Origin of the sequence: Streptomyces sp. V4I8 (assembly GCF_041261225.1) — a bacterium.
Lineage (GTDB): Bacteria > Actinomycetota > Actinomycetes > Streptomycetales > Streptomycetaceae > Streptomyces.
Genome location: NZ_JBGCCN010000001.1, coordinates 7,164,856 through 7,190,616, shown reverse-complemented (window position 1 = coordinate 7,190,616; position 25,761 = coordinate 7,164,856). Strand labels below are relative to the sequence as shown.

Below are 25,761 nucleotides of genomic sequence, written 5' to 3'. Positions count from 1 at the left end.
GCTCAGCCCTTGCTGACCATGGAGCGCAGGAAGAACCGCAGGTTGGCGGGCTTCTCCGCGAGGCGCCTCATGAAGTAGCCGTACCAGTCGGTGCCGTAAGCGGTGTAGACGCGCATCCGGTGGCCCTCCGCGGCCAGCCGCAGATGCTCATCACTCCTGATCCCGTACAGCATCTGGAACTCGTACTCGTCGAGCTTTCGGCCGACGCGGTGCGCGAGCTCCTGGGCGATGGAGATCAGGCGCGGGTCGTGGGAGCCGATCATCGGGTACCCGGCGCCCTCCATCAGAATCCCGAGGACCCGGACGTACGCCTTGTCGATCTCGTGTTTCTGCTGGTAGGCGACCTCGGTGGGCTCCTTGTAGGCGCCCTTGACGAGCCGTACGCGGCTGCCGTTCTCCGCGAGGCGGCGGGCGTCGGCCTCGGTGCGGAACAGATAGGCCTGGATGACGCAGCCGGTCTGCGGAAAGTCCTTCCGCAGCTCCTCGTGGATGGCGAACATCGAGTCGAGGGTGGTGTGGTCCTCGGCGTCGAGCGTGACCGTCGTGCCGATGGCGGCGGCGGCCTCGACGACCGGGCGGACGTTGGCCAGGGCGAGCTCGTGGCCGCCGGGGAGCGCCTGCCCGAACATGGACAGCTTGACGGACATCTCGGCCCTGGTGCCCAGCTCCAGCTCCTTCAGCCGGTCGATGAGCCCCAGATAGGCGTCCCGGGCGGCTTCCGCCTGCTCGGGCGTGGTGATGTCCTCGCCGACGACGTCCATCGTCAGCTCCAGGCCCCTGGCGGTCAGGTCCTGGATGATCGGCACGATCTCGTCGACCGTCTCGCCGGGGATGAAGCGGTCCACGACCTGCTTGGTCACCGGGGCCGCCGAGACCAGGCGTCGCATCCGGTCGCTGCGCGACGCGGCAAGAATCACGGGACCCAGCACGGGGCACCTCCACAAACCAGCAGATAGAACCACCGTGAAACCTAAGGATCCCTCCGATCGTCGACCATCGACAGCTGTCACGCATCCGTGCCGCAGATCTCAGACAGATGTATGAAGACCATGCGGAAATGCGGGAGAATGCCCGGGTGACGTCCGAATACAAAGGTGACTTCCAGGAGCTGGTCGACGAGATCTCGGAGCTGCTGGGGGTGCCGGCGACGCTGGAGAACCGGGACTTCGAGCTGATCGTCTTCGGTGCGTACGACAGTGAGGACGAGCTCGACGCGTCCGCCCTGGATCCCGTCCGCACCCGCTCGATCCTGACGCGCCGCTCCACGGCGGCCGTACGGACGTGGTTCGAGGGCTTCGGCATCACGCGGGCGACCGGCCCGGTGCGGATCCCGCCGACTCCGGAGGCCGGGGTGTACCGGGGGCGTATCTGTCTGCCGGTACGCCATCGGGGGGTCGTCCTCGGCTACGTCTGGCTCCTGGACGACGATCCGGGCCCGACCGAGCAGCAGCTCGCGGCCGCGATGGAGGTGACCGCGCGGATCGGCGCCCTGCTCGCGGACGAGGTGCAGCACGGGGCGGATCTGAGCCGGGAACTGCGGGCCGCGCTGGTCGCCGAGCCGGGCTGGCAGGGGGACATGGCGGTGGCGGCGCTGCGCACGGCGCTCGGCGCCCGCGGCGACGGCCCGCACACCGTGGTCTGCGTCGCCCCGTGGCCGTCGGCCGACCCCGACGACGCCCCGTCGGTCCGTACGGTGCCGCACGCGACGGCGCTGTGCACGGTGCCGTGGGGGACAGAGGGGCAGAGCGTCGCGGTCCTGGTGCGGCTGCGCTCGGCGGAGGTGCGGACGCCGGCCCAGGCGGCGGCGTCGAGGCTGCTCAAGGACGAGGCAGTGCGGTCGGCGGCCGGCATCGGCGCCCCCCGCTCCGGCCTCGCCGAACTGCCCTCCGCCTGGCAGGAGGCCTCCGCCGCGGCCCGCGCCGCCCTGGCCGAGCCCCGGCTGGGCCCGATCGCCGAGTGGGCGCACATCGGCCCGTACCGCCTACTGACGTCCCTCCCCCCGGAGGCCGCCCATGACCCCGCGGTCGCCCAGCTCCTCTCCCCCGCCCACCACGAACTCGCCCGCACCGCCGAGACCTACCTCGACTGCGCGGGCCAGGCCGGCCGCACCGCCGCCGAACTCGGCATCCACCGCCAGACCCTCTACTACCGCCTCTCCCGCGTCGAACAGCTCACGGGGCTGGATCTGGACGAGGGGGAGGATCGGTTGCTGCTGCACATGGCGTTGAAGGGGGCAAGGCTCTGAGGCGGTCGAGGGCGCCCTGAGCGGCAGGTCACGCGGGACCACCTTCTGAAAACGATTGTCATCTGCTATGTTCGGTGAGCATTCAACCTTTGACCATGCCTTTACCCGGAGTGTCCCGTGCGCGTGCCCGCCCGTCTTCTCCCGCTCACCGCGGCCACTGCGGCCTCCGCCCTGCTCACCGGCTGCTTCTCGTCGGCGGGTTCCGATGAGGCGGCCGCCGAAGGCAAGCGCATCCGTGTCGCGCACATGCTGCCGCCCCGCTCCGGCCTGTCTCCCCTGAGCGACGACGCGTTCAAGCTCTCGCGCTGGTCGACGGCCGAGACCCTGGTGAAGCTCGACGAGGACGGCGACGCCCTGCCCGCCCTCGCGACCAAGTGGCAGCAGTCCGGCCGCGCCTGGACCTTCGAGATACGCGACGGCGTCACCTTCCACGACGGCACGAAGCTCGACGCGGAGGCCGTCGTGCGGTCCCTCACCAAGGCCGCCGGCGCCTCCCCCAAGCCCCGCATCCTCGACGGCGTGGAGCTGACCGCGAAGGCCGAGGACGCCGACACGGTCACGGTCACCACCGACACCGAGGACCCCCTCGTCCCGCAGCGGCTGAGCTCGCCCCAGCTGTCGATCCTGGCCGCCAAGGCCTACAAGGGGAAGACGGTGAACCCCGTCGGCGCCGGCACCGGCCCCTTCGAGCTGGTCGAGGTGAACGGCACCGCCTCCGCCGCCCTCGACCGCTACGACGCGTACTGGGGCGGCAAGGCCAAGGCCCCGGGAATCGACGTCAAGTTCGTGCCGGACGGCACCGCCCGCGCCGCCGCCCTGCGCACCGGCGAGGCAGACATCGTCGAGGCGATTCCGGTCTCCCAGGCCGCCGTCCTCGACCAGGACCTGATCACCGAGGTCCCCATGCCGCGCACCAACACCCTCTACCTGAACACCGAGAAGGGCGCCTTCTCCGACGCCTCGCTGCGCGCCGCCGCCCGGGAGGCGATCGACGCCAAGTCGATCGTCGAGGGCGTGTACGAGGGACGGGCGGACGTCGCCGAGGGACTGCTCGGGCCCGCGCTGCCGTGGGCAGCCGAACTGCGCACGCCCGTCAGGCACCCGAAGACCGGCAAGCCGAACGGCACGACGGTCACCATCGGCACCTTCACCGACCGGGCCGAACTGCCCGAGGTGGCCGCCACGCTGCAGCAGCAGCTGCAGAAGGCCGGATTCAAGGTGAAGCTCGACGTCCGCGAGTACGCGAACATCGAATCGGACGCTCTCGCGGGCAAGTTCGACGCGTTCATCCTCTCCCGCGCCACCGTCCTCGACTCCGGCGACCCGGTGGCCTACCTGTACAGCGACTTCGCCTCCGACGGCTCTTTCAACCTCTCCCAGCTCGCCGACTCCTCCGTGGACGCCGAGTTGAAGAAGGCCGGCGAGACCAGGGTCGGCGACTCCCGCCGAAAGTCGGTCATCGAGGCCGAGGCGGCTGTGCTCGCCACGGACGCGGCGATTCCCATGCTCCACGAGCGGGTGATCCAGGGCGACGCGACCGGTGTCGTCGACGCTGCCCACGACCCCCGCGAGCGTGAGCTCGTCACGGCCGACACCTACGTCAAGTGAAGATCCTTCAGCGTCAAGCGGGCTCCCGGGCAAGGGAGTTGGTCGGCTCCGCCGGGCTGACCCGCCTCGTCTGTCTCGTCGCCGTCCTGGTCACCGTCGGCCTGCTGCCCTGGCTCTCGCGGCGGGACCCGGCCCTCACCGTGCTGCGCGCCCGGTCGGCCGAGCAGGAGCCGACCGAGGAGGCGCTGTCGGCGATCCGCGAGGACCTCGGCCTGGACGCCGGCCCCCTGTCCCTGTTGGGGAGGTGGGCATCGGACCTGGTGCGCGGCGACCTCGGCACCTCCTGGGTGTCCGGGACCGACGTCCTGCCGTCCGTCGTCGCCGGCCTCCAGGTGTCGCTGGCCCTGATGGGCGCGGCGCTCGGCGTGGCGGTCGTACTGGCCGCCGTGCTGGTGGCGCCGGTGCTGGTGCGGGGGCGCGGCTCGGCCGGCGCCTTCGCCGCCATGCTCGCCGCGGTCCCCGAGTTCCTGCTGGCCACCGTCGCGCTGCTGGTGTGCGGGGTGTGGCTGGGCTGGCTGCCGACGGCCGGCTGGGCGGGCCCCGAGTATCTGGTGCTGCCCGCGCTCGCCCTCGGCGTCCCGGCGGGCGGCCTGCTCGGCCGACTGGTCGCGGACGCGCTGCCCGCGGTCCTCGACGAACGGTGGGTGGAGCTGTGGCGGGGCGCGGGAGTGAGTCGTACGGCGATCTCCGCGGCCGCCCTCAAGCGCGTACTGCCGCCGCTGGTACCGCAGTTCGGGATGGTCGCCGTCGGCCTGACCGGGGGCGCGGTCGCCGTGGAGATGGTGTTCGCGGTGCCCGGCATCGGCCGTACGGCGCTCGGCGCGGCCAAGTCGCAGGACCTGCCGCTGCTCCAGGGCTCGGTGCTGGCCCTGCTGCTGCTCGGGCTGGTCGCCGGCGCGTCGGCGGCGTTCACACGGCGGTGGCTGCTGGGCCCCGCCCTGCGTGACGCCGGCCTGACGCTGCCCCCGGCACGTCCGGTCCGTACACACCCGGCGATCCCGTTGACCCTGTTCACTGTCCTCGCCGTGACCATCGGCTGGGGCCTGCTGCGCGACCCGTACACCGTGAACACCAGCGCCCGCCTCACCGCCCCCGCGTGGACCCACCCGCTCGGCACCGACGCCCTCGGCCGCGACGTGCTGGCCCGGCTCGGCCACGGCGCCGCCTCGACCGTCGGCACGGCTGCCGCCATTTGTGTGCTGAGCCTGCTGGTCGCGCTCGCCCTGGGCTTCCTGCCCGGCATCGCGGCGGGCGCGGCCGACATCGCCAACGCCCTGCCCCCGGTGATCGTCGGCATCCTGGTCGCCGCGGCGGCCGGCCCCGGCACCGGCGGCGCGGCCCTCGCCGTCGCGCTGATCTCCTGGCCGGCGCTGTCCGCGCACGCCGCGGCGCTGGTGCAGGAGGTGCGGGCGTCGGCGTTCCTGACCGCTCAACGCGCCCTGGGCGCGACCCCGTTCTGGATCCTCACCCGGCATGTCCTGCCGTCCGTCGCCGCCCCGGTCGCCCGCCACGCCCTGCTGCGCCTGCCCGGCATCGCCCTCGCCCTGGCCTCCCTGGGCTTCCTGGGCCTGGGCGCCCAGCCGCCCGCCCCCGAGTGGGGCCTGCTCCTCGACGAGTCCCGCGCCTACGTCGAACGCGCCCCCTGGGCAGCCCTCGCCCCGGCGGTCGCGCTGGCCCTGCTGGCGGGGCTGGCGGTGTCGGGGGCGGCGGCCGTTCAGGGCCGGGGGGTACGGCGCGTCGCGCCGGGAGGGAAGAAACCGGGAGCGAGGAAGCCGGCAGCGGAGAAGCCCGCGGCGAAGAAGAAGGAGGCCTCCGTTGCCGTCTGATCTGCTCCCCTCGTCCAACGTGCTCCTCTCAGTGCGCGACCTTCGGATCGCCTTCGCCGGCGTCGAGGTCGTGCGCGGTCTCTCCTTCGACATCCGCCCTCGCGAAGTCCTCGCGATCGTCGGCGAGTCGGGCGCGGGCAAGTCCCTCACGGCCCGGGCGCTGCTGGGCATGCTGCCCCGCGGCGCGACGACGAGCGGGACGATCGAGCCGGACCTCGCTCCGCACCGAGGCCGCCGCATCTCCCTCGTCCCGCAGGACGCCCTGTCCGCCCTCTCCCCCGTACACCCGGTGGGCGGCCAACTCGCCGCCGCCGTACGGTCGGTGGCCCGTGTCTCCCGCAAGGAGGCCCGGGCCCGGGCGGTCGCCGCGCTCGACCGGGTCGGCATCCCGGACGCCGCCCGCAAGGCACGGGCGTATCCGCACGAGTACTCCGGCGGCATGCGGCAGCGCGCCGTCATCGCCATGGCGACCATCAACGAACCCGACATCGTCGTCGCCGACGAGCCCACCACCGCCCTGGACGAGGAGCACCGCGACCAGGTGCTGCGGGTGCTCGCCGAGCAGCGGGAGGCCGTGGGCGCCGCGCTCGTGCTGGTCACCCACGACATGGACGTCGTACGGGACCACGCGGACCGCGTGCTGGTCATGTACGCCGGACGCCTCACCGAGCTCGGCCGGGCGGACGAGGTGCTGGCCCGCCCCCGGGCCCCCTACACGGCGGGCCTGCTGGCCTCCCTCCCCCAGCACGCACCCCCCGGCCGCCGTCTCCCCGCCCTGCGCGGCACCCCACCCGCCCCGGGCGCACTCCCCGCGGGCTGCGCCTTCACCCCGCGCTGCCCCCTCGCGGCGGACGCCTGCCGTACGGAGGAACCGGAGCCGCAGGAGGTGGGGGGACGCCTGGTCGCCTGCCACCGCGGGCGCGAACTCCCGTCCATCGCAACGGAGTTGTTCCATGAGTGACGCCCTGCTCGACGTCCGTGACCTCGTCGTCCGCTACGGCGACGTCACGGCCGTCGACCACCTCTCCTTCACCCTGGCCCCCGGCGAAACCCTCGCTCTCAACGGCCCCTCCGGCTGCGGCAAGTCCTCCACGGCCCTGGCGGTCCTCCAGCTGCGCCGTCCGGACGCAGGTGAAGTCCTCTTCGAGGGCCGGGAGTTGACGACCCTCACCGAACGCGAGCTGCGCCCGCTCCGCCCGCGCATGCAGCCCGTCTTCCAGGACCCGTACGGATCACTGAGCCCCCGCCACCGCATCCGCGACGCGGTGGCGGAACCACTGAAGATGCAGGGCCGCTGGAGCGCCGCCGACGGTCCCGCCCGCGTCGCCGAACTCCTCGACCGGGTGGGCCTCGACCCGTCGTACGGCGACCGCCTCCCGCACGAACTCTCCGGCGGTCAGTGCCAGCGCGCCGGAATCGCCCGCGCGTTGGCGTCCGAACCACGCCTGCTGGTCCTGGACGAGCCGGTCTCGGCCCTCGACCCGTCGGTCCGCGCCGGCGTGCTGAACCTGCTCGCCGACCTCCAGGACGACCTCGGCCTCGGCTACCTGTTCATCTGCCACGACCGGGCTGTCGTACGGCATTTCGCGGACCGGACGATCGAGATGCGCGAGGGGCGCGTCATTTCCGGGTAGCAGCCTCGATCACCTGACGGAGGCCTTCCGCCAGCTGATCGGCCTCCGGAGCGGTCTTCGGGTCGAAGGTCCACTGCGCCATGACGCCCATCATCACGGTCAGGTAGAAGTAGCCGAGGGTGTCCACGGTCTCCTCCGGAACATCCTCCTCGCGCCCCCCGTGGAAGAGCGTGACGATGCCGCGCGCACCCTCCCGCTGGGCCCGCGCCAGATGCTCCCGCACTTCGGGCAGTTGGTCGCCCATGACCACGATCTCCATGCTGAGCCGCCACATCGAGCCGGGCTCCCGCATGGTGCCGATGATGTTCGACCACACTTCGGCGAACCGCTCGATGGAGCCGGGCTCCCCACGCAACTCGCCACCACCCTCGAAGGCGTCGGACATCCCCTCCACCATCTCGACGTACGCCTGCGCGAGCAGCGCGTCCTTCGAGCCGTAGTGGTAGCCGATAGACGCCAGGTTGGTCCCCGACTCCTTGACGATGTCGCGCGCGGTCGTGCGCGCGAAGCCTTTCGCCAGCAGGCAGCGCTTGGCCCCTTCGAGCAGATCCTCACGGTGTCCCATGGCACCACCCTACTCCGGATCCATACACCCGTCCTACACGCACGTCCTATACGTTCGTTCTAGACAAGCGTTTAAGACGCGCGTACATTCACCGCCATGACAACGAACCCGACGAGCACCACCCCGCCCTCGCTCCCGCCCGCCGCCCGAGCCGGCCGCCGCGAATGGACCGCCCTCGGCGTCCTGATGCTTCCGCTGCTGCTGGTCTCGATGGACGTCTCGGTCCTCTACTTCGCGATCCCGGCGATCAGCGCGGACCTGGAGCCGAGCGGCACCCAGCAGCTGTGGATCTTCGACATCTACGGTTTCGTCCTGGCCGGCCTGCTGATGACGATGGGCTCGCTGGGCGACCGCATCGGCCACCGCCGTCTCCTGCTGATCGGCGCCGCCGCCTTCGGCACCGCCTCGCTGATGGCGGCGTACGCGAACAGCGCCGAGATGCTGATCGCGGCCCGCGCGGTCCTCGGCGTCGGCGGCGCGACCCTGATGCCGGCGACGATGGCCATACTCCGCACGATGTTCACCGACCCGGCGCAGCGCGCGAAGGCGATCGGCCTGTGGTCCGGCGTGATGACGGCCGGGATCGCGCTCGGCTCGGTGATGAGCGGGGTCCTGGTCGAGCACTTCTGGTGGGGCTCGGTCTTCCTGGTCAACCTGCCCGCGATGGCCCTGCTGCTGATCCTCGGCCCGGTGCTGCTGCCCGAGTCGAAGAGCCCCGAGCCCGGCCGCTTCGACCGGCTGAGCGTGCCCCTCTCGATGGCCGCCGTGCTTCCCGTGGTCTACGGCCTGAAGGAGATCCCGTCCGAGGGCTGGAACGTCCTCTACGTCGTCTCGATCACCGTCGGCCTGCTGTTCGCGGCGCTCTTCGTCCACCGTCAGCGCACGGCCACGGCCCCGATGATCTCCCCGGCCCTGTTCCGCGGACGCGGCTTCGCGCCCTCCGTGGTCCTCAACCTCGTCTGCATGTTCGGGGTGATGGGCTCGTCCTACTTCACCACGCAGTATCTGCAGTCGGTGCTCGGCATGGGCGCGCTGGAGGCGGCCCTGTGGGCGCTGCTGCCGTCGGTGCCGATCGCAGCGGCGGGGCCGGTCGCGACCCAGCTGGTGCAGAAGGGCGTCAACCGTGCCTACGTCGTGACCGCGGGCTTCGCGATCTCGGCGGCGGGTTTCGCGCTGCTGTCCTTCGCCGGTACGGACTCGTTGTGGCTGGTGCTGTCGGCGTGCGCGGTCATCGCCGTCGGGGGCGTCACGGTGATGTCCCAGATCATGGACCTCGCGATGGGCGCCGCCCCGGTGGAACGGGCGGGCTCCGCGTCCTCCCTGCTGGAGACCGGCGCCGAGTTCGGCGGCGCCCTCGGCATGGCCGTCCTCGGCTCGATCGGTACGGCGATCTACCGCCACGAGATCCCGGCGTCGGCGCCGGACGCGGCGCACGAGACGCTGGGCGGAGCGCTGGCGGTCGCCGATCAGGTCCCGGGGCTGGCCGGCGTCGCGCGGGAGGCGTTCACCAGCGGGATGCAGGGGGCGGCGATCGCGGGGGCGGTGCTGCTGGCGGGGGCGGCGGTGCTGGCGGCGGTCACCCTGCGGCGGGTCGAGGCGCGGGAGCGCGCATGCGAAACGCCGGACGCGCCGAGCAACCTCAGCACGTCCGGCGTTTGAGAGACCTCAGGTGTCGGAGACCTCAGGTGTCGGAGACCTCAGGCCAGGTTCACCGCACGGGCGGACGTCGCCCCGATCTCCTCGGCGACCTCGGTGAGCACGTTGGCCGGCACCGTGTCGTCGACGGTCAGGACGGCCAGCGCCTCGCCACCGGCGACGGCACGCGAGACCTGCATGCCGGCGATGTTGATGCCCGCCTCGCCGAAGACGCGGCCGACCGTGCCGACGACACCGGGACGGTCCTCGTACTTCAGGACGACCATGTGGTCGGCGAGCGCGAGGTCCACGTCGTAGTCGCCGACCGCGACGATCTTCTGCAAGTGCTTGGGGCCGGCCAGCGTGCCGGAGACCGACACCTCCTCGCCGTTGCCGAGCGTGCCGCGCACGGTGACGACGTTGCGGTGGTCGGACGACTCCGAGCTGGTCGTCAGCCGCACCTCGACGCCGCGCTCCTGGGCGAACAGCGGGGCGTTGACGTACGACACCGTCTCGTCGACGACGTCCTCGAAGACACCCTTGAGGGCGCTGAGCTCCAGCACCTTCACATCGTGCTGGGTGATCTCGCCGTAGACCTCGACGTCGAGGCGGACGGCGACCTCACCGGCGAGGGCGGTGAAGATCCGGCCCAGGCGCTCGGCGAGCGGCAGACCCGGCTTGACGTCCTCGGCGATGACGCCGCCCTGGACGTTGACCGCGTCGGGCACGAGCTCACCGGCGAGGGCGAGGCGCACCGAGCGGGCGACGGCGATACCGGCCTTCTCCTGCGCCTCGTCGGTGGAGGCACCGAGGTGCGGGGTGGCGACGACCTGGTCGAACTCGAACAGCGGGGAGTCCGTGCAGGGCTCCTTCGCGTACACGTCGAGGCCGGCACCGGCGACCCGGCCCTCCTTGAGGGCGGAGTACAGCGCCTCCTCGTCGACGATCCCGCCGCGCGCGGCGTTGACGATCCGCACGCTCGGCTTGACCTTGCGCAGCGCCTCGTCGCCGATGAGGCCGACGGTCTCGGGGGTCTTGGGGAGGTGGACGGTGATGAAGTCGGAGACCTCGAGCAGCTCGTCCAGGGACAGCACCTTGACGCCCATCTGGGCGGCGCGGGCGGGCTGGATGTAGGGGTCGTAGGCGACGACCTTCATGCCGAAGCCGGACATGCGCTGGGCGACCAGCGCGCCGATACGTCCCAGACCCACGACACCGAGGGTCTTCTCGGCGAGCTCGACGCCCGTGTACTTGCTGCGCTTCCACTCGCCGTTCTTCAGCGCGGCGTTGGCCTGCGGGATGTGGCGGGCGGTGGCGACGAGGAGACCGCAGGCCAGTTCGGCGGCGGTCACGATGTTCGAGGTGGGGGCGTTGACGACCATCACGCCGGCCTTGGTGGCGGCGGAGACGTCGACGTTGTCCAGGCCGACGCCGGCTCGCGCGACGACCTTGAGCTTCTTGGCGGCGGCGATCGCCTCGGCGTCGACCTTGGTGGCGGAGCGGATCAGGATCGCGTCCACGTCGGCGATGGCCGGGAGCAGTTCGGCTCGGTCCGCTCCGTTGCAGTGGCGGATCTCGAAGTCGGGGCCAAGCGCGTCCACGGTCGCGGGCGACAGCTCTTCAGCGATGAGTACGACAGGTTTCGAGCTCACGTGAGTCCTCACAAGTCCAATGCGGACGGCCGTCCCGACGGCCGCAGGCGGTGGAGGGGCTAGCCGCGTGGAAGACGCACGACGTTGTGGGCCTGACGCGTATGTTGTGCGCCAGTCTAGTGGCGCGGCGGAGGTCGTCTTACGCCTCTGCGGAAGGATCACCCGGACGAGAAACGCCATTTTGTAGGGGGTCTCTGTGCGAGGTCCGGGGCAAGGCCCCGTGGCGGTACCCCCAGCCGAGGGTACCGCCACGGACAGCGTGGATCACGCCTCTTCGTCGACCCAGCTCATCAGCTTGCGCAGCTGCTTGCCGGTGGTCTCCAGCAGGTGCTCGGAGTCCTGCTTCTTGTACTCGTTGTACTTCTTCAGACCGCCGTGGTACTCGTCCATCCACTGCTGGGCGAAGGTGCCGTCCTGGATCTCGGCGAGGACCTTCTTCATCTCGGCCTTGGTGGCGTCCGTGATGATCCGCGGGCCGGTGACGTAGTCACCCCACTCGGCGGTCTCGGAGATCGACCAGCGCATCTTCTCCAGGCCGCCCTCGTACATGAGGTCCACGATCAGCTTCAGCTCGTGCAGGCACTCGAAGTACGCGATCTCCGGCTGGTAGCCGGCCTCGGTCAGCGTCTCGAAACCGGCCTTGACCAGCGCGGCCGTACCACCACAGAGGACGGCCTGCTCACCGAACAGGTCGGTCTCGGTCTCCTCGGTGAAGGTCGTCTTGATGACGCCGGCACGGGTGCCGCCGATGCCCTTGGCGTACGACAGCGCCAGCGCGAAGGCGTTGCCCGAGGCGTCCTGCTCGACGGCCGCGATGCACGGAACGCCGCGGCCCTCCTCGTACTGACGGCGCACGAGGTGACCCGGGCCCTTCGGGGCGACCATGCAGACGTCCACGCCGGCCGGGGGCTTGATGAAGCCGTAGCGGATGTTCAGGCCGTGGCCGAAGAACAGCGCGTCACCGTCGTTCAGGTTCGGGGCGATGTGCTCCTCGTACACCTGGGCCTGGATCGGGTCCGGGACAAGGATCATGATGACGTCGGCCTCGGCGGCGGCCTCCGACGGGCTCACCACGCGCAGGCCCTGCTCCTCGGCCTTGGCCTTGGACTTGGAGCCCTCGTGCAGACCGACACGCACGTCGACACCCGAGTCACGGAGGGACAGCGCGTGGGCGTGGCCCTGGCTGCCGTAACCGATGACCGCGACCTTGCGGCCCTGGATGATGGACAGGTCGGCGTCGGCGTCGTAGAACAGCTCGGCCACTTTGGGTTCTCTCCTTGTGTGCAGGTGTTGCGTCCCACCGTATGACGGCGGGGGGAAGGGAAGTTTCGGGGTCTCGCTATACGGGCGGAATCCGGACGGCCGATGTCACCCGACCGTCCGAACGCGTCCCTATGCGGACCGGTCGAGCGCCCGCAGCGAGCGGTCCGTGATCGAGCGCGCGCCGCGTCCGATCGCGATCGTGCCGGACTGGACGAGCTCCTTGATGCCGAACGGCTCCAGCATCTTCAGCATGGCCTCCAGCTTGTCGCTGGAGCCGGTGGCCTCGATGGTGACGGCCTCCGGGGAGACGTCGACGGTCTTGGCGCGGAACAGCTGGACGATCTCGATGATCTGGGAGCGGGTCTCGTTGTCGGCCCGGACCTTCACCAGAACGAGTTCGCGCTGAACGGCCGAACCTGGCTCCAGCTCGACGATCTTCAGCACGTTGACGAGCTTGTTGAGCTGCTTCGTCACCTGCTCCAGCGGGAGGTCGGCGACGCTCACCACGATGGTGATGCGGGAGATGTCGGGGTGCTCGGTGACACCGACCGCGAGCGAGTCGATGTTGAAGCCGCGGCGCGAGAACAGGGCGGCGATCCGGGCGAGGATGCCCGGCGTGTTCTCCACCAGGACGGAGAGCGTGTGCTTGGACATGATCTTTTACGTCTCTCTCGCTCAGTCGTCTTCGTTGTCGCCGAAGTCGGGGCGGACGTCCCGGGCGGCCATGATCTCGTCGTTGGAGGTACCGGCGGCGACCATCGGCCACACCATCGCGTCCTCGTGGACGATGAAGTCGATGACGACCGGGCGGTCGTTGATGGAGTTCGCCTCTTCGATGACCTTGTCGAGGTCGTCCGGCGACTCACAGCGGATCGCGTGGCAGCCCATGGCCTCCGACAGCTTGACGAAGTCGGGGACGCGGGTACCGGCGCTCGGCTGCTTGCCGTCGGCCTCGGGGCCGGAGTGCAGCACGGTGTTGGAGTAGCGCTGGTTGTAGAAGAGGGTCTGCCACTGGCGGACCATCCCGAGGGCGCCGTTGTTGATGATGGCGACCTTGATCGGGATGTTGTTCAGGGCGCAGGTGGTGAGCTCCTGATTGGTCATCTGGAAGCAGCCGTCGCCGTCGATCGCCCAGACCGTCTTGTCCGGGGTGCCGGCCTTGGCGCCCATCGCGGCCGGGACCGCGTAGCCCATCGTCCCGGCGCCGCCGGAGTTCAGCCAGGTGGCGGGCCTGTCGTACTGGATGAAGTGCGCGGCCCACATCTGGTGCTGGCCGACGCCCGCCGCGAAGACCGTGCCCTCGGGGGCGAGTTGACCGATGCGCTCGATGACCTGCTGCGGGGACAGGGAGCCGTCCTCGGGCTGGTCGTAGCCGAGCGGGTAGGTCTCGCGCCAGCGGGAGAGGTCCTTCCACCAGGCGCTGTAGTCGCCCTGGTGGCCGTCGGCGTGCTCCTTCTGGACGGCCTGGACCAGGTCGGCGATGACCTCGCGGGCGTCACCGACGATCGGCACGTCGGCGGCGCGGTTCTTGCCGATCTCGGCCGGGTCGATGTCGGCGTGGACGATCTTGGCGTACGGGGCGAAGCTGTCCAGCTTGCCGGTGACGCGGTCGTCGAAGCGGGCTCCGAGGGCGACGATCAGGTCGGCCTTCTGCAGCGCGGTGACGGCGGTGACCGCACCGTGCATGCCCGGCATTCCCACGTGCAGCGGGTGGCCGTCGGGGAATGCGCCGAGCGCCATCAGGGTGGTGGTGACGGGCGCTCCGGTGAGTTCGGCGAGGACCTTCAGCTCGGCGGTGGCGCCGGCCTTGATCACACCGCCGCCGACGTACAGGACGGGCCGCTTGGCGTTGGTGATCAGCTTGGCGGCCTCGCGGATCTGCTTGGCGTGCGGCTTGGTGACGGGCCGGTAGCCGGGCAGGTCCATGGCGGGCGGCCAGGAGAACGTGGTCTTCGCCTGGAGGGCGTCCTTGGCGATGTCGACGAGGACCGGGCCGGGGCGGCCGGTGGCGGCGATGTGGAACGCCTGCGCGATCACCCGCGGGATGTCCTCGGCCTTGGTGACCAGGAAGTTGTGCTTGGTGACCGGCATGGTGATGCCGACGATGTCCGCCTCCTGGAAGGCGTCCGTGCCGATCGCCTTGGAGGCCACCTGCCCGGTGATCGCCACGAGCGGCACCGAGTCCATGTGGGCGTCCGCGATCGGGGTGACCAGGTTGGTGGCGCCCGGTCCCGAGGTCGCCATGCAGACACCGACCTTGCCGGTGGCCTGCGCGTAGCCGGTGGCGGCGTGGCCGGCGCCCTGCTCGTGGCGGACCAGGACGTGGCGCACCCTGGTGGAGTCCATCAGCGGGTCGTACGCGGGGAGGATCGCACCGCCGGGAATGCCGAATACCGTGTCGGCGCCGACCTCCTCGAGCGAACGGATGAGGGACTGCGCACCCGTGACGTGCTCGGGGGCGGACTGGTGTCCTCCGGATCGGGGCCGCGGCTGCGGGTGAGCCCCGGTGGCCTGCTCGGTCATCGGCATTCTCTTCTCGATGCTGAGGGTTTTTGCGAAGTTTGAGCGGAGTTGCGATGTTGCACGACTGGCGCCTGTGCAACAAAAAACCCCTCGTGCCAAAAGGCAAGCGAGGGGAGCGCGCCGGATGTGGTCGCTGGGAGTTCCGGGTCTGTCCGGACGTCACCAGCTTCAGCCGACGCGCTTTCCAAGTACGAGAATTCGGGTGCGCATGGCACTGACCCTCCCCCCGGCGCACACCCACTGTCAAGTGGGTGGGACGGGAGTCTCATTATGTGAGCGAAGGGCACTTCCGCCTCCGAGAACAGCGGCCACACCACCGGTGTACACCCCCGTGCCGCCCCTTTCCATGGTCGTTCACCTCCGCGGCGCCACTGTCGGTGTCGAGGCCGCGACCGTGCTCAGCCCTTCGGGCTTGCGCGCGCTCGCGCCGTCGACACCGACGCGCCCCTGCCGCTCTCTCACGCCCGCGAACGCGGGCTCCACCGGCCCGTGCGGCACCGGAAAGCGGCCGGCGCCGATCGCCCGGCGCAGCCGGTACTCGTCCAGCGGCCCGGAGAACGCCATGCCCTGCCCGTGCGTGCACCCCATCGCGCGCAGTACGACCACCTGCTCCGGCAGGTCCACGCCGTCGGCCACGGACTGCAGCCCGAGGTCACCGGCGATCCGCAGCAGCCCGCCGGTGATCTTGTGCAGCCGCGCGGACTCGACGACTCCCTCGACCAGACCGCGGTCGAGCTTGACCACGTCGACGGGGAGCCGGCGCAGGGCCGTGATCGCCGCGTATCCGCTGCCGAAGCCGTCCAGGGAGATCCGGACGCCGAGTCTGCGCAGGCCGCTCAGGCGGCGCTCCAGCTCGTCCAGCGGGACACGGGGGTCGAGATCGGACAGCTCGATGATCAGCGACCCGGGCGGCAGCCCGTGGCGGGTCAGCAGGGCCTCGATCGAGCCGAGCGGCATCGACCGGTCCAGCAGACGGCGCGCGCCCATCCGTACGGCCACGGGTACGGCGAGCCCGGTCGCGGTGCGTTCGGCGGCCTGCTCCACGGCCTCCTCCAGCATCCAGCGGCTCAGCTCGGCGGTCTTGTCGCTGTCCTCGGCCACCCGCAGGAACTCGGCGGGCGTGAACAGCACCCCTTGCGAGGACCGCCAGCGCGCCTGGGTGGCGACCGATGCGATCCGGCCGTTCTCCAGACACACCACCGGCTGGTGCAGCAGCGCGAACTCGCCGTCGTGCAGCGCGGCACGCAGGCGCGTGGCCAGCTCCGCCTTGCGTACGACGTCCTGCTGCATCTGCGGCTTGTACAGCTCGACGCGGCCCTTGCCGCCCGCCTTGGCGCGGTACATGGCCAGGTCGGCGTTGCGCAGCAGCTCCCCGGCGCCGAGCCCCGGCTCGGCGAAGGCGACGCCGATGGAGGCGTTGACACGGACATCGTTGCCGTCGATGAGGTACGGCTGCGACAGCGTCCCCCTGAGGCGGTCGGCCAGCTCCAGGATGTGTCGTTCGCGGGCGGTGCGGTCCCGGGTGTTGTCCCCGCCGATCAGGGCCGCGAACTCGTCGCCGCCCAGCCGGGACGCGATGTCCCCGCCCCGGACCGCGTCCTGGAGTCTGCGGGCGGCCTGGACGAGCAGCTCGTCCCCGGCCTGGTGGCCGATCGTGTCGTTGACGCCCTTGAAGCCGTCGAGGTCGATGAAGAGAACGGCCGTGTTGCGCAGGGCGGGGCCCCGGTCGGAGGCGCGACGGCCGGACAGGGCCTGCTGGACCCGCTTGGTGAACAGCGCGCGGTTGGGCAGGTCGGTGAGCGGGTCGTGCTCGGCGTTGTGCTGGAGCTGCGCCTGCAGGCGCACTCTTTCGGTCACGTCCCGGCTGTTGAAGATGAGGCCGCCGTGGTGACGGTTGACGGTGGATTCGACGTTGAGCCAGCCGTCGTCGCCGGACCGGAAGCGGCACTCGATGCGCGTAGTGGGTTCCTCAAGTGGGCTGGCGGCGAGGAAGCGGCGCACCTCGTGCACCACGCAGCCCAGATCCTCCGGGTGGATGAGATTGGCCAGTTCCGAACCCACCAGCTCCTCCGCGGACCGGCCGTAGACCCCGGCGGCCGCCGGGGAGACGTACCGGAGGATGCCGTTGGGCGCGGCGATCATGATGACGTCGCTGGAGCCCTGCACCAGGGAGCGGAAGTGGTTCTCCTTCTGCGCCAGTTCCTGGGTGAGGGTGATGTTGTCGAGCAGCATGATGCCCTGGCGCATCACGAGGGCGAGCACGACCGTGCCGCCGGTGATGAGCACCACGCGGTCGACGCTGCGGCCGTTGAGGACGTTGTAGAGGATCCCCAGGGTGCACACGGCGGCGGCGAGGTACGGCGTGAGCGCGGCCAGGGAGCCGGCGATCGGCCGGGTGACCGGATACCGGAAGTGATCGCCTCCCTGAGCGGGCGGGGTGTGGTGATGGCCGCCGCCGCGCTGTCCGGGCACGTGCTCGTGCACCACGCGCGTGTGCCCGGTCCCGTCGTGCCGCTCGCCGTCCTGCTGCCTCGGGGCGGCCCACGGGGCGTACGCCAGGAGCAGCGAGCCGGCGAACCAGCCCGCGTCGAGCAGCTGGCCGGAGCGGTAGCTGTTGTGCAGCAGCGGCGAGGTGAACAGGGCGTCGCACATCACGGTCAGGGCCAGGGCGCCGATCGCGGTGTTGACCGCGGTGCGGTTCGCCGACGAGCGGCGGAAGTGCAGCGCGAGCACCATGCTGACCAGGGCGATGTCGAGCAGCGGGTAGGCGAGCGAGAGCGCGGTGTGCGCCACGCTCTCACCGCCGGTCGAGTCGATCTTGGCCGCCTGGGCCAGGGCGAGGCTCCACGCCAGCGTCAGCAGGGAGCCGCCGATCAGCCAGGCGTCCAGCCCGAGGCAGATCCAGCCGGCCTTCGTCACCGGCCGCTTGGCCAGCACCAGGAGCCCCACGATGGCGGGCGGCGCGAAGCACAGGAAGAACCCGTCGGCGTAGGAGGGGCTGGGCACGGGCTGCCGCAGGACGACCTCGTACCACCCCCAGACCAGGTTTCCGAGGGCCGCCATCGCGGAGGAGAGGCCGAACAGCAGCCAGGCGGGTCGAAAGCGGATACGGCGGCTACGGGCGTAGCGGAAGCAGGACACGGCCGCGGCGCCTGCCGCGGCGGCCAGCCCGAAGTCGCCCATGATCAGAGCGACTTGGTTCGAACCCCAGCCGAACGCGGAACCGACGGCGTATGCCGCGCACACCAGGGCCAGAACGAGTTGCGGGACCAGTCCCGTGCCGCCCCCGAAGAACGAGGGACGGGGCAGTGTCGCCGCCGACGAAGGCTGTGCCCGCAGCCCCGCGTCGAGCGTGCTCGTGGAGGGCGGTGGCGAGCTCACCGGGGCCTCCCGGTCCGCGCCGCTCGCGGGTCCCGAGGGTCCCGCTGCGCTGAGTGCGCATGCCGCCTGCGGCCGCTGTGCCTGCGATGGTGATGTGTGTGCCGGCAGCCGAGGGTGCCGTACCGACCGCGTCTGCGCGCGGCCGTTCGCCAGGGTCGCCGCCGACGGCCCCGCCGCGTCGGATCGCTCGTCCATAGGCCGTGCATCGCCCGTCGCCCCCCTCACAAATCTGAAATGTCCATCCCAGGCGCCGAACAGTGCACGGCGCAGCCCCTGTCGGGACGATACACCAGTCTCGTCACTCAGGGACATAGCACCTCTACGCTCCGTGACGACCAGCGCATATGCGAGTACGGACCGCTTCCGGAAGGTTGCGGACGGTACTCGAAGTGGGTTTCGGTCCTGTTGCGCGCGGCGTGCGCGGCATCCGCGCGCCGCTCAACTCCTGAGCGTCACGCGGGCGTCGCGCCCGTCGTAAGGATCACGTTGCGCAGGGGCTCCCGGTTCACGAAACGCGTCAACTGGTCCGCCAGGAGACGCTTGGCGCGCGGCAGGAACGCGGAGGTCGGCCCGCCCACATGCGGACTGATCAGCACGCCAGGCGCACGCCACAGGGGGTGCTCGCGGGGCAGCGGTTCGGGGTCGGTGACGTCCAGGGCGGCGGTGATGCGCCCGGTATCCAGCTCGGCCAGCAGCGCCTTGGTGTCCACGACGGGACCGCGGGCGACGTTGACCAGCAGCGCGCCGTCCTTCATCCGGGCGAGGAAGTCGGCGTCGACCAGGTGCCGGGTGGCGTCCGTCAGGGGCGTGGACAGGATGACGACGTCCGCTTCCGGGAGCAGAGCGGGCAGTTCGGTGAGCGGATGCACGGGTCCGCGCGCCGTGGTGCGCTCAGAGCGCGCGACGCGCGCCACCCGCGCGAGTTCAAAGGGCGTGAGCCGGTCCTCGATGGCGGCGCCGATCGAGCCGTATCCCACGATGAGGACGTTCTTGTCGGCCAGCGCGGCCCGGAATCCGCCGATCCACTCCCCCCTGTCCTGGGCCCGCACGAAGTCGGGGATGCCGCGCAACGAGGCGAGGATCAGCGTGAGCGTCAGCTCAGCGGTGCTCGCCTCGTGGACCCCGCGCGCGTTGCACAGCCGCACGCCCGGCCGCAGGTGCTTGAGGCCCGGCTCCACGTGGTCGATGCCGGCGGAGAGCGTCTGCACGACCTGCACGGAGCTCATCTCCGGCAGGGGACGCTGCCCCAGTGCGGGCGCCTTCATGTACGGGACGACGTAGAAGGCGCAGTCGGCCGGGTCGGCCGGAAAGTCCTCGGCGCCGTTCCAGTAGCGGTATTGGGGGCCCGCGGGAAGGCCCTCGATCTCGTCCGGCGGGATGGGGAGCCACACGTCAGCAGTCATGGCTTGGAGGCTAGAGCCTTCCCGGCGGGCCGGGCCGGTCAGGGGCGCCCGGTCGCGCTGCCCGGCCGGAGAAGGGCGTGATCGGCCGGGCAGCCCCTTGGTCAGGCGAACAGGTGTGCAGAGGTTAGGTTGGGGTGCCGGAAGAGGGAGGGTTACGGCCAGGTGGAGCGCAGGACGATCGGCGCGGCGGCACTCGCGGTGGGAGCCGTCGGGCTCGGGTGCATGCCGATGAGCTGGGCCTACAGCTCGTCGCGGCAGCGGGGCGAGGAGTCGGTCAGGGCGGTGCACCGGGCGCTCGATCTGGGCTCGACTCTGCTGGACACCGCCGACATGTACGGCCCGTTCACCAATGAGCTGCTGGTCGGACGGGTGTTGAAGGAGCGCCGCCAGGACGCGTTCGTGTCGACGAAGGTCGGCCTGCTGGTCGGCGAACAGCACATCGTGGCCAACGGCCGCCCGGGCTATGTGAAGCGGGCGTGTGACGCGTCCCTGCGCCGCCTGCAGACAGACGTCATAGATCTCTACCAGTTGCACCGAGCGGACCCCGAAGTCCCGGTCGAGGAGACCTGGGGCGCGATGGCGGACCTCGTCCGGGCCGGAAAGGTACGGGCGTTGGGGCTGTGCGCGGTGGGCGCGCGGGGCGGCCGCCGCTCGGGAACCCGTCTGCACGACGCGACGATCCGCCAACTGCGGCGGGTGCAGCAGGTCTTCCCGGTGAGCGCCGTGCAGGCGGAGCTGTCGGTGTGGTCGCCGGAGGCGCTGGAGACGCTGCTGCCCTGGTGCGAGGCGCGCGGCGTCGGCTTCCTGGCGGCGATGCCCCTGGGCAACGGCTTCCTGACCGGCACGCTGACTCCCGGTCAGGGCTTCGAACCGGACGACGTCCGCGCCCGGCACCCGCGCTTCACCGCGGAGATGATGGCGGCCAACCAACCGATAGTGGCCGGCCTGCGCCGCATCGCGACCCGCCACGGGGACGGGGTCACGCCCGCGCAGGTGGCGCTGGCATGGGTGCTGGCGCAGGGACGGCACCTGGTCACGGTGCCCGGCGCGAAACAGGAACGCTGGGTGACCGAGAACGCCCGGGCCGGGGGCCTGCGTCTGACCGCGGAGGACCTGGCCGAGGTGGCGGAGCTGCCCAGGGCCTTGGGGTCCTGGGACTGACGTCGCGACGCCCACCGGGCTCATGGCCGGAACCGGCCGGCCGGGCGGTCGCGGACGTCTTGGTCACCCGCACGCCCACACGCCCGCCGCGGCCGTTGCCGCCGGGCAGCGCGGAGTCCGTCTCGGGTGGCCGGATCCCGACCCCGCCAGCCGCCGTGGCCGCGCTCGTCCTCGGTTCACCCACGGCTCGCCCACCCGGCTGCCCCCGAGCTGAGCGACGCCGTCGCTGGGTGGCGGAGGTTCAAGATTCATGGATCGGGAACGTGTGAGGCGCGAGCGGTGTAAGAGAAGTAGAACCCGCCGCGTCGAAGGGACCGTGATCGTGCAACGTCGAGTTGTGACGGCCGTGATGGCCGCGGCCGCACTCCTGCTGACGGCCGGATGTTCCTCCGACGACGGGGGCTCACCAGGCGGCGGGGCCGCGGCCCCGAGCAGTACTACGGGATCGCCGCCCGCCGGTCAGGCGGCCGAGGAGACTCCGCCGGCACGGGGCACCGTCAAGGTGGTGCGCACGGTCGCCGAGGGCCTGAACACCCCCTGGGGCCTGGCCCCGCTCCCCGACGGCGATCTGCTCGTCTCCTCCCGCGACGACGCCACGATCACCCGGGTGGACGGGAAGACCGGCAAGAAGGCCGAGCTGGGCGAGGTGCCGGGGGTGTCACCGGCGGGCGAGGGCGGCCTCATGGGCCTGGCGCTGTCGCCGGACTACGCCTCGGACCACATGATCTACGCGTACTTCACCTCGGCCTCGGACAACCGCATCGTCCGCATGCTGTACGACGAGCAGCGGCCGTCCGGCGAGCAGCTGGGCGCGCCCGACACGATCTTCAGGGGCATTCCCAAGGGCTTCATCCACAACGGCGGCCGGATCGCCTTCGGCCCGGACAAGATGCTGTACGCGGGCACGGGCGAGAGCGGTGACACGGGCCGGTCCCAGGACAAGGAGTCCCTGGGCGGCAAGATCCTCCGCCTGACACCGGAGGGCGAACCGGCTCCGGGCAACCCCTTCGCCGACTCCCCCGTGTACACATACGGCCACCGCAACGTCCAGGGCCTGGCCTGGGACTCCAAACAGCGCCTGTTCGCCGCGGAGTTCGGCCAGGACACCTGGGACGAGCTGAACGCGATCAAGCCGGGCGACAACTACGGCTGGCCGGAGGCGGAGGGCAAGTCCGACGACTCCAAGTACCACAACCCGCTGGCTCAGTGGGGCACGGACGACGCCTCCCCCAGCGGCATCGCCTACGCCGAGGGCTCGGTCTGGATGGCGGGTCTGAAGGGCCAGCGCCTGTGGCGCGTCCCGCTGAACGGCACCGAGGCGTCGGCGGACCCGCAGGCCTTCCTGGAGGGCGAGTACGGCCGGCTGCGGACGGTCGTCCCGGCCGGCGGCGACATGCTGTGGGTGACGACGAGCAACACCGATGGGCGGGGCAGCCCGAAGGACGGGGACGACCGGATTCTGGAGGTGCAGGTGAGCTGATCCTGGAGGTGCGGGTGAGCTGAGCAGGGGCGGGGCCCTCACTCCTCCCCTTCGGCCTCCCCTTCGGCCTTCCCTTCGGCCTTCCCGTCGCCCTCGTCGTCGTCCTCCCTGACCGACGGCTCAGTCATCCGTACGACGACCTTCCCGGAGGCGAGGTCTATCGGCCCGCGCACGGGGTCGTTGTCCCCGACGTCCTCGCGGGTCAGTTCCAGACGGTTCTGTTCGTCGCGGGTGTGCTTGCGGCCGGGCGCGAAGAGTTCCTCGAAAGCGTTGAACACGCGACCTCCTCCGGACCGACGTCCCTTACAGCGTATACCTCGGGCTCATGCCCCCGACCTGAGAGTTTCGGCCGCGAACAGTCCCATCCGATGCGCCACCGCCGCTGCCTCACCTCTCCCGGAGACGCCGAGCTTCCCCAGGATGTTCGACACATGGACGCTGGCCGTCTTCGGGGAGATGAAGAGCTCCTCGGCTATCTGGCGGTTGGTGCGGCCTGCGGAGACCAGGCGGAGGACGTCGCGTTCGCGGGTGGTGAGGCCGAGGGAGTCGGCGGGGTCGGTCGGGGGCAGGGGCGGGGCCGTCGTGAGGGTGAGGCGGGCTCGCTGGGCCAGGTGGGTCGTGGCATCGACGAGGGGGCGGGCGCCCAGGTGGGTGGCGGCGGCCCGGGCCAGGCGGAGCAGTTCCGTGGCGCGGGCGCGCTCGTCGTCGCCGCCGATCGCGAGCAGGGACTCGGCCAGGCGGTGGCGGACCTGAGCGAGGTCGTAGGGGCGTTCCAGGGCTTCGAAGGCGGTGACCACGTCCGACCAGGTGTCGGGCTCGGGGGCCCGGTTCCCGGCCCGGTCGAGTTCGGCTCGGGTCCACTTCTCGTACGCCAGCCACAGCGGCGCGCCGGTGGTGAGCTTCCGGACGGCGTCGAAGAGCCGTTGCAGGAAGGCGGCGCGGCCCTCCTGCGCGGCGGGCAGTGTGTGGGCGCGGGCGTCGGACTCGGCGATGGCTGCGGCCAGCACCAGCGGCCATGCGTAGCCGTGGGTGCCGGGCGGGAAGCCGGCGCTCAGGGCCCGGTCGGCCTCCGCGCGGGCGTCGAGGAGACGGCCCTCGGCGGCGGCTATGCCGATGGTGAGGCAGGACATCGGGAGGTTGTTCTGCGGCATGGGGTCGTGGGTGCCATAGAAGGTGCGGGCGGCGGCCAGATGGCGGGCGGCCTCGGCGACCTCGCCGCGGGCGAGCGCGAGCTGGGCGAGCTTGTTGGAGCCGCCGCCGCGCGGCTTCGCCGACTGTCCCGTCCGCTGGGCGTGCGCCGCGGCTTCGGCGGCCTCGTCCCAGTGGCCCAGGGAGATCAGCGACTCGGCGAGGTTCGTCCAGACCCAGGCCTCGGAGTCGCACAGGCCCCACTCCTGGGTGAGCCGCAGGCCCTCGCGCAGGATGACGACGGCGTCCTGGGAGCGGCCGACGCCTTCGAGGGCGGACGGCAGGTTCACATGGCTGCGGCCCACCACCGTGGTCAGGCCACGGGCCAGCACCTCGTCCCTGACCTGGTACATCTGGGCCAGTCCGGCCTCCATGTGCCCGGCTTCCACCATGAGGCCGCCGAGCGTGAGGCGCGCGTTCAGCTCGATGTCCTCGGCGCCCACCATGCGTGCGTACTCGACGGCCCGTTCGGCGGCCGACATGGCGTCGGGGCCGGGGTCGCGGAGCATCGCCCAGTTGGCCGCGGTGGCCAGCACCTCGGCGTGCACCTCGGACGGCGGCAGGCCGCGCACCAGTTCCTGTGCGGTGCGCAGTTCCTTCCAGCCGTCGCCGCGGGCCTGCGCCTGGACCAGCCGGGAGCGCTGGACCCAGAACCAGGCGGCGCGGAGCGGGTCGCCGTCCTCCTCCAGCAGGTGCAGGGCGCGCTTGGTGATCTTCAGGGCGCGTTCGCGTTCCCCGCAGAGCCGTCCGGCGACGGCGGCCTCGGCCATGAGGTCGAGGTAGCGCAGAGGTGTGGTGGCGGGGTCGCAGCCGCATGGCGGATAGACCTCGGTGTAGTCGACGGGGCGCAGAGTGGCCCGGATGTCCTCGGGGGCGGCGTCCCACAGCTCCATCGCGCGTTCCAGCAGCCGTAGTTGCTCGGAGGGTGCGTGCCGGCGGCGGGCGCTGACGGAGGCGTCCAGGACGGCGGGCAGGGCCTTGGCCGGGTCGTGGGCGTGGTACCAGTAGCTGGCCAGTCGCGTGACGCGTTCGGCGGCCGGGACGAGCGTCGGGTCGGCCTCCAGTGCTTCGGCGTAGCGGCGGTTGAGACGGGAGCGTTCGCCGGGCAGCAGGTCGTCTCCGACGGCCTCGCGGACCAGGGAGTGCCGGAAACGGTAGCCGTCGCCGCCGGGCGCGGCGGTGAGGATGTTGGCGTTGACGGCGGCCCGCAGCGCCTCGATGAGGTCGTCCTCGGCGAGCTGGGCGACGGCCGCGAGCAGCCGGTACTCCACGGTGGAGCCGCCCTCGGCGACGATCCGGGCAACCCGCTGGGCGGCCTCGGGCAGTCCCTCCACCCGCACGAGGAGCAGATCGCGCAGGGTGTCGGTGAGGCCGGTGCAGGAGCCCTCGTGGGCGGCGACGGCGAGTTCCTCGACGAAGAAGGCGTTGCCGTCGGAGCGCTCGAAGATCTCGTCGACCTGGTCCGGGTCGGGTTCGGCGGCGAGGATGCCGGCGATCTGGCGGCACACCTCGGCGCGGTTGAAGCGGCCGAGTTCGATCCGGCGGACCGTGCGCAGCCGGTCGAGTTCGGCGAGGAGAGGGCGCAGCGGGTGGCGGCGGTGGATGTCGTCGGAGCGGTAGGTGGCCAGGACGACGAGGCGGCCGGTGCGCAGGGTGCGGAAGAGATAGGCGAGGAGGTGGCGGGTGGAGGCGTCGGCCCAGTGGAGGTCCTCCAGGGCGACGACGACCGTGCGGCCGGCGGCGACGCGCTCCAGGAGGCGGGCGGTGAGTTCGAAGAGGCGGGCCATGCCTTCCTCGTCGGAACGGTCCGCCCCGCGGGCCGGCGCCGTCTCGCCCAACTCGGGCAGCAGCCGGGCCAGTTCCTCCTCCTGGCCCGCCGCGGCGGCGGCCAGCTCGCCCGGCAGCTCGCGGCGCAGGGCGCGGAGCGCGGTGGAGAACGGGGCGAACGGCAGCCCGTCGGCGCCGATCTCGACGCAGCCGCCGAGCACGACGACGGCGCCCTCGCGGGCGGCGGCGGTGGCGAACTCCTCCACGAGACGGGTCTTGCCGACGCCGGCCTCACCGCCGATCACCAACGCCTGCGGGTTGCCTGCGGCGGCTTGCACGAGGACCTCGTTCAGCGTCTCCAACTCGGTTGCGCGACCGACGAACACGGGACTTACGGACCTGCTCTCCACGGGGGCGAGCATCGCATGCG

18 protein-coding genes are annotated in these 25,761 nt (G+C 71.4%); 8 read left to right on the top strand and 10 right to left on the bottom strand.

All coding sequences use genetic code 11. The features are described from left to right. Window positions 1-2: 2 nt before the first annotated feature. On the bottom strand, window positions 3-929 hold the full coding sequence (locus tag ABIE67_RS32795) for a proline dehydrogenase family protein (protein WP_370265002.1): 927 nt from the start codon (window positions 927-929) through the stop codon (window positions 3-5). 128 nt (window positions 930-1,057) lie between these two features. On the opposite strand from ABIE67_RS32795, the gene ABIE67_RS32790 reads away from it, so the two are divergent. From ABIE67_RS32790 to ABIE67_RS32770, 5 genes are all read left to right on the top strand, one after another. Then, the gene (locus tag ABIE67_RS32790) at window positions 1,058-2,245 is read left to right on the top strand and encodes a PucR family transcriptional regulator (RefSeq protein ID WP_370265001.1); all 1,188 of its coding nucleotides are present in this window, start codon (window positions 1,058-1,060) and stop codon (window positions 2,243-2,245) included. A gap of 117 nt (window positions 2,246-2,362) precedes the next feature. Next, the gene (locus tag ABIE67_RS32785) at window positions 2,363-3,853 is read left to right on the top strand and encodes an ABC transporter substrate-binding protein (protein WP_370265000.1); all 1,491 of its coding nucleotides are present in this window, start codon (window positions 2,363-2,365) and stop codon (window positions 3,851-3,853) included. 2 nt (window positions 3,854-3,855) lie between these two features. Then, entirely contained in the window at window positions 3,856-5,679 is a 1,824-nt protein-coding gene (locus ABIE67_RS32780) for an ABC transporter permease subunit (protein WP_370269166.1), read from the top strand. Then, a complete protein-coding gene (locus ABIE67_RS32775; protein WP_370264999.1) occupies window positions 5,669-6,640 on the top strand; it encodes an ABC transporter ATP-binding protein in 972 nt (323 codons plus the stop codon). Before ABIE67_RS32780 ends, ABIE67_RS32775 begins: the two co-directional genes overlap by 11 nt. Beyond that, window positions 6,633-7,313, top strand: coding sequence for an ATP-binding cassette domain-containing protein (locus ABIE67_RS32770; protein ID WP_370264998.1), 681 nt, complete (start codon window positions 6,633-6,635; stop codon window positions 7,311-7,313). The genes ABIE67_RS32775 and ABIE67_RS32770 overlap by 8 nt, the downstream gene beginning before the upstream one ends. On the opposite strand, the gene ABIE67_RS32765 is transcribed toward ABIE67_RS32770, so the two are convergent. Beyond that, window positions 7,300-7,878 carry a TetR/AcrR family transcriptional regulator gene (locus tag ABIE67_RS32765; protein WP_370264997.1) on the bottom strand — a complete coding sequence of 193 codons (579 nt, stop codon included), beginning with the start codon at window positions 7,876-7,878 and terminating at the stop codon, window positions 7,300-7,302. The two genes, ABIE67_RS32770 and ABIE67_RS32765, sit on opposite strands and share 14 nt — an antisense overlap. Window positions 7,879-7,974: 96 nt before the next feature. Here ABIE67_RS32765 and ABIE67_RS32760 point away from each other — a divergent pair, with 96 nt between their 5' ends. Further along, complete coding sequence (locus ABIE67_RS32760) at window positions 7,975-9,537, top strand: MFS transporter (RefSeq protein ID WP_370264996.1); 1,563 nt, start codon at window positions 7,975-7,977, stop codon at window positions 9,535-9,537. A gap of 38 nt (window positions 9,538-9,575) precedes the next feature. Here the strand turns inward: ABIE67_RS32760 and serA are convergent, their stop codons facing one another. From serA to ABIE67_RS32730, 6 genes are all read right to left on the bottom strand, one after another. Continuing rightward, the gene (gene serA / locus ABIE67_RS32755) at window positions 9,576-11,165 is read right to left on the bottom strand and encodes a phosphoglycerate dehydrogenase (RefSeq protein ID WP_370264995.1); all 1,590 of its coding nucleotides are present in this window, start codon (window positions 11,163-11,165) and stop codon (window positions 9,576-9,578) included. Between the two features lie 264 nt (window positions 11,166-11,429). Continuing rightward, entirely contained in the window at window positions 11,430-12,428 is a 999-nt protein-coding gene (ilvC, locus tag ABIE67_RS32750; RefSeq protein ID WP_370264994.1) for a ketol-acid reductoisomerase, read from the bottom strand. Window positions 12,429-12,557: 129 nt separating this feature from the next. Beyond that, window positions 12,558-13,082 (bottom strand): acetolactate synthase small subunit, encoded by a 525-nt coding sequence (gene ilvN, locus ABIE67_RS32745; RefSeq protein ID WP_030051183.1) that lies wholly within the window; start codon window positions 13,080-13,082, stop codon window positions 12,558-12,560. 21 nt (window positions 13,083-13,103) lie between these two features. Continuing rightward, window positions 13,104-14,957: an acetolactate synthase large subunit gene (locus ABIE67_RS32740; RefSeq protein ID WP_370264993.1), complete on the bottom strand. Its 1,854-nt coding sequence runs from the start codon at window positions 14,955-14,957 to the stop codon at window positions 13,104-13,106. Between the two features lie 348 nt (window positions 14,958-15,305). Then, window positions 15,306-18,332 carry a putative bifunctional diguanylate cyclase/phosphodiesterase gene (locus ABIE67_RS32735; RefSeq protein ID WP_370264992.1) on the bottom strand — a complete coding sequence of 1,009 codons (3,027 nt, stop codon included), beginning with the start codon at window positions 18,330-18,332 and terminating at the stop codon, window positions 15,306-15,308. Between the two features lie 452 nt (window positions 18,333-18,784). Further along, window positions 18,785-19,735, bottom strand: coding sequence for a 2-hydroxyacid dehydrogenase (locus ABIE67_RS32730; RefSeq protein ID WP_370264991.1), 951 nt, complete (start codon window positions 19,733-19,735; stop codon window positions 18,785-18,787). A gap of 162 nt (window positions 19,736-19,897) precedes the next feature. Here ABIE67_RS32730 and ABIE67_RS32725 point away from each other — a divergent pair, with 162 nt between their 5' ends. Both ABIE67_RS32725 and ABIE67_RS32720 read left to right on the top strand, forming a co-directional pair. Beyond that, a complete protein-coding gene (locus ABIE67_RS32725) occupies window positions 19,898-20,896 on the top strand; it encodes an aldo/keto reductase (RefSeq protein WP_370264990.1) in 999 nt (332 codons plus the stop codon). Between the two features lie 349 nt (window positions 20,897-21,245). Continuing rightward, window positions 21,246-22,376 (top strand): sorbosone dehydrogenase family protein, encoded by a 1,131-nt coding sequence (locus ABIE67_RS32720; protein WP_370269161.1) that lies wholly within the window; start codon window positions 21,246-21,248, stop codon window positions 22,374-22,376. 38 nt (window positions 22,377-22,414) lie between these two features. Here ABIE67_RS32720 and ABIE67_RS32715 read toward each other — a convergent pair whose 3' ends face one another. Together ABIE67_RS32715 and ABIE67_RS32710 are read right to left on the bottom strand one after the other, a co-directional pair. Beyond that, window positions 22,415-22,654: a DUF6191 domain-containing protein gene (locus ABIE67_RS32715; protein ID WP_370264989.1), complete on the bottom strand. Its 240-nt coding sequence runs from the start codon at window positions 22,652-22,654 to the stop codon at window positions 22,415-22,417. 45 nt (window positions 22,655-22,699) lie between these two features. Continuing rightward, on the bottom strand, window positions 22,700-25,753 hold the full coding sequence (locus ABIE67_RS32710; protein ID WP_370269157.1) for an AAA family ATPase: 3,054 nt from the start codon (window positions 25,751-25,753) through the stop codon (window positions 22,700-22,702). Between the last annotated feature and the right edge of the window lie 8 nt (window positions 25,754-25,761).

Excerpts from the sequence above, each read along its gene's own strand:
- ABIE67_RS32765 (WP_370264997.1), bottom strand. The coding sequence starts at position 7,878 with ATGGGACACCGTGAGGATCTGCTCGAAGGGGCCAAGCGCTGCCTGCTG.
- ABIE67_RS32760 (WP_370264996.1), top strand. The coding sequence starts at position 7,975 with ATGACAACGAACCCGACGAGCACCACCCCGCCCTCGCTCCCGCCCGCC.
- ABIE67_RS32790 (WP_370265001.1), top strand. The coding sequence starts at position 1,058 with ATGCGGGAGAATGCCCGGGTGACGTCCGAATACAAAGGTGACTTCCAG.
- ABIE67_RS32740 (WP_370264993.1), bottom strand. The coding sequence starts at position 14,957 with ATGCCGATGACCGAGCAGGCCACCGGGGCTCACCCGCAGCCGCGGCCC.
- ABIE67_RS32730 (WP_370264991.1), bottom strand. The coding sequence starts at position 19,735 with ATGACTGCTGACGTGTGGCTCCCCATCCCGCCGGACGAGATCGAGGGC.
- ABIE67_RS32770 (WP_370264998.1), top strand. The coding sequence starts at position 6,633 with ATGAGTGACGCCCTGCTCGACGTCCGTGACCTCGTCGTCCGCTACGGC.
- ilvN (WP_030051183.1), bottom strand. The coding sequence starts at position 13,082 with ATGTCCAAGCACACGCTCTCCGTCCTGGTGGAGAACACGCCGGGCATC.
- ABIE67_RS32720 (WP_370269161.1), top strand. The coding sequence starts at position 21,246 with ATGGCCGCGGCCGCACTCCTGCTGACGGCCGGATGTTCCTCCGACGAC.
- ABIE67_RS32710 (WP_370269157.1), bottom strand. The coding sequence starts at position 25,753 with ATGCTCGCCCCCGTGGAGAGCAGGTCCGTAAGTCCCGTGTTCGTCGGT.